The sequence below is a fragment of the Chitinophaga sp. 10T418 genome, from assembly GCF_056394125.1.
This window is the reverse complement of sequence record NZ_JBFTHG010000024.1, coordinates 34,759-47,788: the sequence shown is the minus strand read 5'-3', so window position 1 is coordinate 47,788 and position 13,030 is coordinate 34,759. Positions and strand designations below refer to the sequence as shown.

Annotated in this window: 4 protein-coding genes; all 4 read left to right on the top strand. The window is 46.1% G+C overall.

Annotated features, from left to right (window positions below):
• Positions 1-12 precede the first annotated feature (12 nt).
• The 4 genes from AC1DCV_RS35155 to AC1DCV_RS35140 are packed head-to-tail and all read left to right on the top strand — an operon-like array spanning position 13 to position 12,996.
• The gene (locus AC1DCV_RS35155; RefSeq protein ID WP_477027576.1) at positions 13-7,722 is read left to right on the top strand and encodes an amino acid adenylation domain-containing protein; all 7,710 of its coding nucleotides are present in this window, start codon (positions 13-15) and stop codon (positions 7,720-7,722) included.
• Positions 7,723-7,731: 9 nt separating this feature from the next.
• On the top strand, positions 7,732-10,185 hold the full coding sequence (locus AC1DCV_RS35150) for an outer membrane beta-barrel protein (protein WP_477027575.1): 2,454 nt from the start codon (positions 7,732-7,734) through the stop codon (positions 10,183-10,185).
• A gap of 4 nt (positions 10,186-10,189) precedes the next feature.
• The gene (locus tag AC1DCV_RS35145) at positions 10,190-12,625 is read left to right on the top strand and encodes a penicillin acylase family protein (protein ID WP_477027574.1); all 2,436 of its coding nucleotides are present in this window, start codon (positions 10,190-10,192) and stop codon (positions 12,623-12,625) included.
• The gene (locus AC1DCV_RS35140) at positions 12,622-12,996 is read left to right on the top strand and encodes a hypothetical protein (protein ID WP_477027573.1); all 375 of its coding nucleotides are present in this window, start codon (positions 12,622-12,624) and stop codon (positions 12,994-12,996) included. Before AC1DCV_RS35145 ends, AC1DCV_RS35140 begins: the two co-directional genes overlap by 4 nt.
• The last annotated feature ends 34 nt before the right edge of the window (positions 12,997-13,030 follow it).

Here is a 13,030-nt window from a genome sequence, read left to right as displayed (position 1 = left end):
GCTGGCGATGGCGTGGCGGCAGGTTATTTGAATCAGCCGGCGCTGACAGCGGAAAAATTTGTGCAGCATCCGTTCCGGGATGGCGCACGGATGTATCGTACCGGTGATCTGGCCCGCTGGTTCCGGGATGGTACATTGGATTTCCTGGGCCGTAAGGATGACCAGGTAAAGATCCGTGGTTACCGGATAGAATTGGGCGAAGTAGAACAGGCATTGCAACAATATGAAGGCATTGCCTTTGCGGTAGTGCTGGCGTATCAGGGTATGCTGGTGGCCTATCTTGTAGGTAATGAAGGGTTGAATGTGTCGTCGATACAAAATTACCTGAATACTGTTTTGCCGGCATATGCCATTCCAGCAGATTATATACAATTGGATGAATTGCCACTGACACCCAACGGTAAAGTAGATAAGAAACGTTTACCTGCTCCGGGAGCGGGCAGCATGGATTCAGGAATAGCCTATGTGGCGCCTCGTAATGCTACGGAAGAACAATTGGTGCTCATCTGGCAGGAAATATTGGGTAAAGAAAAAATAGGTATCCGGGAAGGATTTTTTGAACTCGGTGGTGACTCCATCCGCATCCTGCGCATGGTGAGTGAAATGAAAAAAAGAATACAGCTGGATGTACCGGTCGCGGATATTTACAAGTATAATACGATCGAACAATTGTTTGATTGGTTAACCGTAAACAATACGGTGGTAAATGAACAGAACAGTATCCGCCGGGAGTTGGCCATACAGGTAAATGAAGAAATAGAACAACTGAAAGAACGGGTATTGTCTTCACTGGACGATACAGAAAATATTGCTGATCTGTTCCCTATGAGTGATATTGAAAAGGGAATGGTATTCGCTTCTTCACTGAACAACGGCCTAGGTGTATTTCATGATCAGATTATCCATCAGCGTGTATTCCCGGGGTTTGATATAGATAGGTTCCGTTATGCAGTACAACTGTTGGCGGATAAACATGATATCCTGCGAACCGGTTTTAATGTCAATGATTTTGAAGTGCCTGTACAGATTGTGAGCAGGGAGATCCCGGTATCTATTCCTTACCAGGAGCTATCGGGTTTGCTGCTGTCTGAACAGCAACAGGTCATACAGGATTTTGTGCAGGCTGAACTAAACCGTCCTTTTGATACTACCCTTGCACCGCTGTGGCGCATTGCTGTCTTCAACCTGGGCGAAGGGAATGTAATATTTGTGTGCCAGTATCATCATGCTATCATGGATGGGTGGAGTGATGCACAGTTTATGACAGAGCTGAATAATCTTTATCTCTACCTGGCGCATGATCCTTCTTTTGTGCCTGACCGCCTCAGATCTGGGTACAAGGATTTTGTCATTCAGCATGAAATTGACAAACGGGATGAAAATATCAGGAGCTTCTGGAGAGAAGAATTATCCGGTTATAAAAGGCAGCATCTTTTTACTGCCACAGAACAGTTCACCAACTATTCGCAGTTGCTGGAACCTGCTACCTTGCAGGCATTGCAACAGGTAGCGGCAGGTCTTAAAACGACTGTTAAAGCCATCTCACTAAGTGCATATCTCTGTTTGCTTAAAATACTTGGATTTGAGGAAGACATTGTTACAGGAGTAGTTACTAATACACGACCAGGCCAGGATGACAGTGAAAAAGTACTCGGATGTTTCCTGAACACCATTCCATTCAGGATGACGGTAGCCGGAGACGGTAGTTATGCTTCGCTGATCAGTGAAGTAAAACAAAAGCTGATTACGTTGAAAGATGTTGAAAAGCTAAGTTTACTTGAAATCGCTACGCTTACCGGGGAACAGGTTGCCGGCGGCAATCCATTCTTTGACAGTTTCTTCAACTATATAGATTTTCATGCACTGAGTGCAGTGAAAGAAGATGTTGGCAGCAGTGCTTTTGTGCCATTGGATATTAAAGGTAATGGCAGCACCAATACCTGGTTCGACTTTACCGTAAGTGTAACAGGCGGCGTTTACAGCTTCGGCTTTCATATGACGAGGGCCCTGAAAGCCGGATTAACAGCAGCGCGTATAGGTGCATTGTATACCAGCATACTGGAAGATATGGTGTCACAGCCTGCGGCGGTTATTGATCAAAATGATCACCTCAGTGAAACAGAAAAAGTACAACAGTTTGGGTTTAATGATACTGCTGCTACCTATCGTGCAGACAACACCATCATTTCTTTGTTTGAAGAACAGGTACGTCGTGCACCAGGCCGGATTGCGCTGGTATTTGAAGAGCGGGAGTTTACCTATGCTGAGCTGAATCGTCTGGCCAACCAGTTGGGGGATTATCTGCGCTGTGAATACGAAGTTAGACCCAACGACCTTATCTGTATCAAACAGGAACGCAGCGAATGGCTGATCATTGCCATACTGGGTGTGCTGAAATCAGGAGCCGCCTATGTACCCATAGATCCGGATTATCCGGAAGAGCGGATCAATTACATTCTGCAGGATAGTCAGTGCMGTTTGCTGATCGATACATCAGTGTTAAATGATTTTCGTAAAGTGATAGCTCATTGTTCAGCTATTAACCTGCCGCCGGTGGGTATACCTGAAGACCTGCTTTACGTGCTATATACTTCCGGTTCCACCGGTAAACCCAAGGGCTGTATGTTAATGCAACAGGGAGTTGTAAACCGGTTGCAGTGGATGTGGGAACATTACCGGTTCTCTGCCGCAGATGTCATCTTACAAAAGACAAATTTCACTTTTGACGTATCAGTAGTAGAGATATTCATGCCTTTATGTTTTGGGGCAAAAATGGTGTTGTGTGCCAAAGAAGATGTGGCTGCACCTGAACGGTTGCTGACGCTGATCAGCAGGCATCAGGTCACCTATGTGCATTTTGTACCGGGCATGCTGAATGTATTTATTGCGGCCTTAACGGATGATGAGCGATACCTCCGACAGATGACGAGTCTGAATAAAGTGATGGCCAGTGGAGAAGCGCTTTCGCCTGAAACGGTGAAGAAATGGTATAGTAAAACATCCATTCCCCTGCATAATCTGTATGGTCCTACAGAAGCATCTGTAGATGTATCCTGTTATCCTACCGCTCCGGAAGATGCCATCATACCTATAGGCAAACCTATCTGGAATACTTCGTTATATATTCTTGGAAAAGGATTACAGTTACTTCCATTGGGTGTACCCGGAGAAATTTGCATCGGAGGAATCGGACTCGCAAAAGGATATTGGAACTTGCCGGAACTGACAGCGGCGAAATTTGTACCACATCCTTTTCATCAGGGCGAGCGATTATACCGGACCGGTGATGTTGGCTATTTGCTGGAAGACGGTAATATAGTTTTTACCGGCAGAAATGATGGACAGCTGAAGATCCGTGGTTTCAGGATCGAGACCGGTGAAATAGAAAATGCGCTGCTGGGATATCGGGATACTATTGCAACCGCAGTGGTGGCAAGGGATACAACAGATGGCGATAAAGAGCTGGTGGCCTATTTGGTAGGACGGTCTGTGATGGATACGGCTATACTGGACGCCTGGTTAGGGCAATCGTTACCCGCTTATATGATTCCGGCCCGTTACGTACAACTGGAAGCATTGCCGCTTACGGCTTCCGGCAAAACAGATCGCAGGCTGCTGCCTGCCCCTGCACAAACAGCGGCAGTATATCTGGCGCCGGTTGGCAGTACAGAAGAAAAACTGGCTATTATCTGGCAGGAAATATTAGGTGTCAATATACCAGGAAGGAATGATAATTTCTTCCGCCTGGGGGGACACAGTCTGAAAGCTACCCGGCTGGTGAGCCGTATACATAAAGTGTTTGAAGTCAAAGTGACGCTGGCACAAATGTTTACTACTCCCATACTGAAAGATCAGGCGGCATTGATCGACGCCACTGCTTCGGCAGCTTTTGCTACCATCCCTGCTGCTACTGAACAGCCATATTATCCACTGTCTGCTTCACAACGCCGGTTATGGGCGCTGAGTCATTTCGATGGTGGAAATGTGGCCTATAATATTCCTGCAGTATATGTGTTTGAAGGAGCGCTGAATACTGATTTGTTATCCCGCTCATTTACAACGCTGCTGAAAAGACATGAGATATTGCGGACCGTATTCCGGGAAGATGAAGAAGGAATCATCAGACAGGTGATTTTACCGGCAGCGCCATTTGAAATAGAAGTAACCGGCTCACATCCGGAAGAATCGATCACAGCATATCTGTCGCAACCTTTTGACCTCTCCGCAGGCCCGTTGCTGAGAGTAAGATTATATCAGCTGGAAAAAGAAAAATGGGTATTTGCTTATGTGATGCATCATATTATCAGCGATGGCTGGTCGATGTCATTGTTGTTCAGGGAACTGTTGTTGCTATATAAACAGGCCAGTTTACAACTGACACCTTTAAGAATACAATACAAGGATTATGCGGTGTGGCAGCAGCAGGAAGAGATGGCTCCCCACAGGGCATACTGGCTGTCACAATTTAAGGGTGAGTTGCCATTGACGGAGCTCCCCGGTGACTATCCCCGTCCGGCTGTCAAAACCTATAATGGCGCGGCGGTTAAAACGGTGATCAGTGCACCGCTCACAGAACGACTCGGTAAATTGGTCCGCGCAACAGATAGTACGTTGTTTATGGGATTGGTGGCTGTTGTAAAAGCACTCCTGTTTAAATATACGGCTCAGGAAGACCTTATCATCGGCACGCCGGTGGCAGGGAGGGAACATGCCGACCTGGAAGATCAGATAGGCTGCTATGTAAATACATTGGCACTGCGAACCGTATTCAGGGGAGAAGAAGATTTCAGCACCTTACTATCCAGGGTGAAAGAGGTGGCCATGGCAGCATATGCGCATCAACTTTATCCGTTTGATGAACTGGTGCAATTACTCGATCTCCCTGCGGATATGAGCCGGAATGCCCTGTTTAATATCATGGTGATATTGCAGAATAGTGACGCTGTAAAAGAAGAGGCGCCTGATCAATGGAAGGTATACGCATATGAGGCGGATAGCAGATCTGCGCAGTTCGATCTGTTGTTTGATTTTGCAGAAACCAACGGAGAATTACATACCACTATCCGTTACAATACGGATATCTACAGGGAAGCAACGATAACGCGGTTGTCTGCCCACCTGTTGCAGTTACTGCATGCAGTAACCACGCAGCCGGATACTTCTTTGGAAGACCTGGATATACTCACGGCTGAGGAGCGATGGCAGCAACTATCCGGGTTTAATGATACGACCGCAGACTATGCGGCAGAAAGAACGATCATTTCTCTGTTTGAAGAGCAGGCGGCGAGTCACCCGGATGATATAGCCATCGCCTTTGCGGATATGACACTCAGCTACCGGGAACTGAACCAGCGGGCCAATCAGTTGGGGGATTACCTGCAACGTAATTTTAAAGTCAAACCCAACGATCTGCTTTGTATCCAGCTGGAACGCAGCGAATGGCTGATCATAGCCATATTGGGTATCCTTAAATCCGGTGCAGCTTATGTGCCACTGGATCCGGATTATCCGGCAGAAAGGGTGAAGTACATCATGCAGGACAGTAATTGTAAAATAGTGATCAACGCCGCGATGCTGGCAGATTTCAATAAAACCGCTGCGGAATATACAACGTGCAATCTGCCAGCATCAAGTACTTCATCTGACTTGTTGTATGTCATCTATACTTCCGGCTCTACCGGGCAGCCCAAAGGCTGCATGCTTGCGCAGAAAGGAATCGTCAACCGGTTGGCCTGGATGTGGCAGCAGTATGGATGTACCAGATCTGAAGTGATCCTTCAGAAGACCAGCTTTACCTTTGATGTATCTGTCTGGGAGATCTTCCTGCCTTTATGCAACGGCGCAAAAATGATACTGTGTGAAAAGCAGGATGTGGCTGCACCCGCTAATATTCTGTTCCTGATCAGTCAGCATAAGGTAACTATGGTACACTTTGTAGCCGGCATGCTGAATGCCTTTATGACTGCCTTATTTGATGATAAAAACAATATTCTTTCCCTGAATAGCCTGCGTCATGTAATCACCAGTGGTGAAGCTCTTTCGCTGGAAACGGTGAAAAAGTGGTATGGCAGCACCACCATACCATTACAAAACCTGTACGGACCAACGGAGGCTTCTGTTGACGTTTCTCACTATAGTACCTCACCACAGGATATAAGGGTACCTATAGGTCGCCCTATCTGGAATACGCAGTTATACATCCTTGGGAAGAAGGAACAACTGCTGCCACCCGGCGCCGTTGGAGAGATTTGTATCGGCGGCGATGGACTGGCTAAAGGCTATCTGAATAAGGAAACGCTGACAGCCGAAAAATTTGTGAGGAATCCATTCCGCCAGGGCGAAAGACTTTATCGCACCGGTGATCTGGGGCGCCTGCTTCCGGATGGCAATATCGTTTTCCTTGGCAGAAATGACGGTCAGGTAAAGATCCGTGGATACAGGATAGAGACGGGTGAAGTAGAAAATGCGCTGCTGTCACATGCAGACGTTACGGGCGCGGTGGTATTACCGCATAAAGACACACTGGTTGCATTCTACACAGGTCAGCAGGAAATTCCTTTTAATGAACTAAAGCAACATCTGCTGCAGGTACTTCCTGTTTACGCCATACCATCACATTATGTGTTCATGGAAGAATTTCCATATAACACCAGTGGTAAAATAGATAGAAAACAACTACCGGATACGGTAGTGTCGCTTCACACCGGCCATGCGGAGTTGATTGCCCCACGTAACGAAACAGAAGAGCAGCTGCTACAGATCTGGCAGGAACTCCTGGGTGTCGAAGACATAGGAGTCACCATTCCTTTCTCTGACCTGGGGGGGCATTCGCTGCTGATGATACAGTTGATGAACCGGGTAAACCGTATTTCTGAAGGTGTTAACCTGCGACTGGCAGATGTGATGAAAAATGCTACCATCGAACAGCTGGCAGCATACATCACAATATCTGAACCTGCTGCAGACCCGCACCGGATAACATTAAGGGCGGGTGAAGGTATTGCCACTTTCATCATCCCTGGCATGCCTGGTGTTAGCGATGGATATGTTGAACTGGCACAACAGGTACCTGGCAGCGGTCCTGTTTACGGATTGCAGATGAAAGGATTGATAGATGGAGAGGCCCCACTTGCCACTATTCCGGAAATGGCGGCACATAATATAGCACTTATACAGGCCAGTGGTGCCACGCGTATTCATTTGTATGCGCACAGCTATGGTGGTACCGTATTGTATGAGATGCTGCGTCAGCTGAAAAATAGCAGGATAGCAGTGCTGGATATTGTGCTGATAGAAACATTTCCACAGGAGAATATAGTTGATAGCTCCATAGAAATGAATAACAGGTTTGACGGTGGTGCATTCTTGTTGCAATACCTGTTGAATGGAGGAAATTATTATATCGAAGACCCGGAAGAAGCTTTCAAATTAGTACACAGCAGGGGAGTGGTGATAGAGCAGGGGCTTTTCTTCCGGCTCTGGCAATTGTGCGTAGCATCCCTTTCTGCCGGATATGATTTCCCGGAACAATTGCCGGATGAAGTGGCCCTCATACTAACAGCTGCGCGAAAAAATACACCCGTTGCAAGGCGTTGGTCAAACTATTTCAGGAAAGTAAACGTTACATATGCCTCAGGTGACCATTTTTCCATTGTGAAAACGGCTAATTGCGCGTTATGGCTCCCGGCTGTGAAAAACATGTCTAAACAATTCATCCAATAGTTGGTATTTATGACAAGATCGAACCCTATTTTTTTCTGTGTACTATCCTTTCTGCTTTTAACTTTTCAGCTATCTTATGCCCAGGTAGCTGACAAAGGGATCATTAAAGGGCGTGTGACAGGCGAGGCTAACGGCGCTGTTCCTTTCGCTACTATTTTACTTAAAAAAGCGGCTGATTCTGTGGTGTATAAAACAGCACTCAGCGATGAGCATGGCATCTTCTCTTTTGAATTTGTAAAAGACGGAAATTATTTCGTTGAAATAAGATTACTCCGTTTCGAAAAACTGGTTAGCCGTAATATCCTTATCAGCGCAGATCAATCAACCACAGACCTGGGGGTACTGGCATTGAAGCCAACACAGGTAGAACTCAAAGGAGTAACGGTTACGGCAGAGAAACCTTTTATTGAAAGGCGTATAGACAGAACTGTTGCCAATATTGAGAACAGCATTGTCAGCGCTGGTTCTTCCGTACTGGAGGTAATGCAGAAGCTGCCTGGCGTACAGGTACGGCAGGATGGACAGATCAACCTGAACGGCAAAGCTGGCGTAAGCGTTTATATAGATGGTAAACCTACACTTTTATCTTCTGATGATCTTGCCAGTATGCTGAGCGGTATGGCTGCTTCCAGTGTACAGAAGATCGAGATCATGGCAAAGCCTTCTGCCAGGTATGATGCCGGCGGCAGTGGTGGTATCATCAATATCGTAAAGAAAAAGAACCGGAAACAAGGCGTGAACGGCAGCGTAGGCATAGGTGCCGGGCAGGGAAGACGGGAGAAGTATAATGGCAACTTTGACCTCAGTTACAAAAATAATAAAGTCAACCTGTTTGCCAGCAACGCTTATGTATTCAATAAACAGATCCGCTATTCTTCTTCCCGGATTAGTTTTTATAACAACAATGCGTTGAAATCTGAGGTGGCCTCTGAAAATAATCAGCTGCGCACCTATCGCACATCAACGCCTACGGTAGGGGCCGACCTGTTTTTGTCTGACCGCACTACCTTATCCATTACCGGCAGCGGTACCATTCAGCGGCATACGAATATCACAGATTCTCATTCTGATGAGTATAACAATCACAGTACAATCACTAACCGATACGACTTTACCAATGATACAAAAGACCGGCTCAACAACTATTCCGCCGGTATGCGCCTGGTACATCAGCTGGATACCAGCGGTAAAGAATTATCCGTAGATATGGATTATGACGATTATGGCAACACTTCCAATCAGCAGATTGGTAATACGACCAATGATGCGCATGGAAATTTTCTTAGTCATGACAACATCCTTTTTGATCAACGGGGACGTTTACATATTTATGCGGCAAAGGCTGACTATACCCAACCACTTGCCAACAAAATGAAACTGGAAGCAGGGCTGAAATCAAGCTATGTAGATTCGAAAAGTGACAACGATTATTTTAATATCGTAAATCAACAGCAACGGCCTGATTCCTCCCGCAGCAACTATTTTCGTTATACAGAAAATATAAATGCCGCCTACCTGAACCTCAACAGGGAATTTGGGAAATTAACCCTGCAGCTGGGCCTTCGTATGGAACAAACCATTGGTAAAGGAGAACAGGTGCTTACCGGGCAGGTGACGAAACAGGATTATGTGCAGTTATTTCCTTCCTTTTTCCTTGATTATAAAATCAATGAGAAACAAGGGCTGAATGTGCAGCTGGGCAGGAGAACAGATCGCCCCGCATATGCTGATAAAAATCCGCTGAAGCGTATTCTGAATACGATTTCCTACACAGAGGGAGATCCTTATCTGCGGCCGCAGCTTTCCTATAATGGTGCGGTCACTTATTCTTACCAGAATGAATTATTTGTAACAGTAGGTTATACATTATACCAGGACTACCTGACTAAAGCTTCTTTCCCGGACGCAGACAGCGGAGTAACAGGTACTAAACCAATCAATATCCGTCGCGCATCTTCTTATAATCTTGACCTGAGTTATTCCTGTTCGATCAGCAGCTGGTGGTCAGCCAACAATAACCTGTCGCTGTATTACAAATTATTTAACGGAGATGTCAACGGGTATATGCTGAACAACAGCGGCATACCATCTTTCTATTTTAGTACAGACAACAGTTTTACACTCACTAAAAAGACGACGGCGGAGTTGAATTTCTGGTATGAACACCGCTACCAGGAAGGGCCTTCTATCTTTAAACCTACGTGCAGTCTTGGATTCGGCATAAAAAGAATGCTGCTGGACAACCGCTGCGCTATTGTATTGAACGTAAGTGATATCTTCTGGACAGAACCTTACCGCTGGAATACTACGCTGGAAAGTATGAAAGAGGAGTGGACGGCAAAGAACGATACACGCGTGGTGAAACTCAACATCACCTATCGCTTTGGTACTGGCAAAGTGAAAAAAGTACAGGGTAACAACAGTGCGGAAGAAGAGAAAAAGAGAGCTACTATTAAACCATGATTATATGCGCAGATTTAATATAAATATGCTGTTTCCATTGCTTGCGCTGATCATCCTGGTCTTTGCATTGTCTTTACAACTGTTCAATGTTTTTCCGTTGGGGAATGTATTGGACCCGTTTGCAGGAGCTGTCAGGAATGGCACAGATATACGTTTACAGGAACCCTCCTTAACACTGGATAAACCGGAGCTGTCGGCAACGGTACAGGTGTTTTTTGATGATAGAAAAGTGCCGCATGTGTATGCAGGCAACCGGCGTGATTTGTATTTCACCCAGGGATATGTTACCGCGTATCTGCGTCTCTGGCAGATGGATTTCCTGGCGTATACCGCTGCCGGTCGTCTTTCTGAAATACAGGATCCGGCCGTTTTCCTGGAGTACGACCGTAACCAGCGCCGTATGGGGATCCTGGAAGCAGCCAGGCAATCACTGGCCCTGATGGAACAGGATCCGGAAACGGATAGCGTTTTAACAGCGTATACCAACGGGGTGAATAGTTATATTACGGAGCTGGATCAGGAACATCTTCCATTTGAGTATAAGCTGCTGAACTACACGCCGGAACCCTGGACCAAACTGAAAAGTGTATTGATCCTCAAATATATGGCGACCCAGATGACAGGATACAATGAAGATGTAGTGATGTCAAAAATGATACTGGCATTGGGAGAAGATAATTTTAATAAACTGTTTCCTGATTTTAATGGTCATATCACACCGATCGTGGATAACGGGCATACCGGTGCGCAGCAACCATTAACCCCTTTTAAGAAGCCGGCTTACCTGGATTACAATTTCCTGTCTTCCGGATCCGTGATCAAAAAAAGCCCCTATAATCCCCGTTTAGGTAGTAACAGCTGGGTTGTTTCCGGTAAGAAAACAAAGTCAGGTTTTCCTATCCTGGCAAATGATCCTCACCTGGATCTTACCTTACCCTGTATCTGGGTGGAAATGCAATTGTCTGCTCCCGGCCTGAACGCTTATGGCGTTTCTATTCCCGGCACACCCGCTTTTACCATTGGGTTTAACGAGAACATTGCCTGGGGTATCACCAACGGCGCTGACGACGTGAAGGACTGGTACAAATTGAAATTATCTGCTGACTATAAAAAGTATGAGCTGGATGGTAAATGGACAGATCTGCAAAGCAGGGTGGACACCATCAGAAGAAAAGGTCAGCAGCCTTTTTATGATACCGTTTACAGTACCATACATGGCCCTGTTGTAATGAATAACAGCTTTCAGGCAAACCAGCCCGATCTGAATGATCACGCCCTTAAATGGGAGCTGCAACGCCCTTCCAATGAATTCAAAACCTTTATAGAACTGGCTGCAGCCAGCAATTATGCAGACTATAAAAAGGCTATTGCCTACTTTTCCTGCCCTGCACAAAACTTTACGTTTGCCGGTAAGGATAATACGATATCCGTGAATCATCAGGGAAGTATGGCAGTGAAATGGAGGGGCGAAGGTCGTTTTATTCTTGATGGAACGAATAGTACATTTCTTCCCAAAGCATCTATTCCGGAAGATAGCCTGCCGCATTTGCTTAACCCTGTCTGCAATTATGTGGTGTCTGCCAATCAGCATCCTGCCTATGCGGACTACCCGTATTACTACAATGGATATTATACAGAAACAAGGGCCAACAGCATCAGGAAGGCATTGGAGAAAGATACCTTATTTGATATCGCAAGTATGGAGGCTTTACAGCTGAACAATACAAATGATGTAGCAGTGACCGTATTGCCCGCGCTGATCAGTAATATCCTGCCAGGAACGCTATCCGGTAAACAGCAACAACTGCTGGAAAAATTAAATAGCTGGAAAGGTACCTATGATCTGCAGGATAAAAATGCCAGGTTATTTGAATTGTGGTGGAAGAATATTGAAAAAGATACCTGGGATGAATTGTATAATTATTCCTTCTACCTGCGTGCACCGGATCCATATGTATTGGCAGACATGATCACCCGATCGCCCAGTGATATTTATTTTGACCGGATAGCTACTGCCCGCAGAGAAGCAGCGCCCGATATCATTACAGACGCATTTATTGCCGCTGCAAAGCGGTACGAAGAACTGGAAACAACCGGTCGGAATGAGTGGGGCCAAATGAACCGTGTAGACATTATGCATATGACAGGTATCCCTGCACTAAGCCGCACCGGTCTCCCGGCAGCTGGTCACCCGGATGCCATCAATGCTACGTCGGCTACCTGGGGTCCTTCCTGGAGAATGGTCGTTGAACTTGGCGACAGACCACATGCATATGGCATTTATCCCGGAGGGCAGTCCGGTAATATCGGCAGTCCCTACTATGATAATTTTATCAGCGATTGGAATAAAGGGAAGTATTATCAACTGAACTTATTCCTGTCTGCAGCAGAAGCAAAAAAATATACCGTTAACACCTGGACCCTAAAAGCAGGATCATGAAGAATAATATTATTGTGTTGCCACTTTGTGTATTGTTGATCTGCATCACCCGGCAGTTCAGTGTATTGCCCTGGTGGAGTTTTGTTGTACCCGTGTTAATCCTGGGCGTAGTGCTTTCTTATAAAGGCTGGAAGATAGCCGCCTTTCCTGTTGGCATGCTCGCCGGATTTCTGGTATGGTCTGGTGGCGATTGGTATTATGATATGATCGGCCACGGACTTGTATTTGATAAAGTAGCACTGCTGCTGTCCGTACCAAAGATCATCCTGATCCTTGCAGCCGGCGTAGTAGGCGGGTTACTTACCGGGATAGCCCTGTTTACGGGACAGATAGTATTTGCCACGCCTCCGGGCACTAAGCTTGAAAACTGATGGTTACTTTTTCTAAACCCAAAAATGGACATAT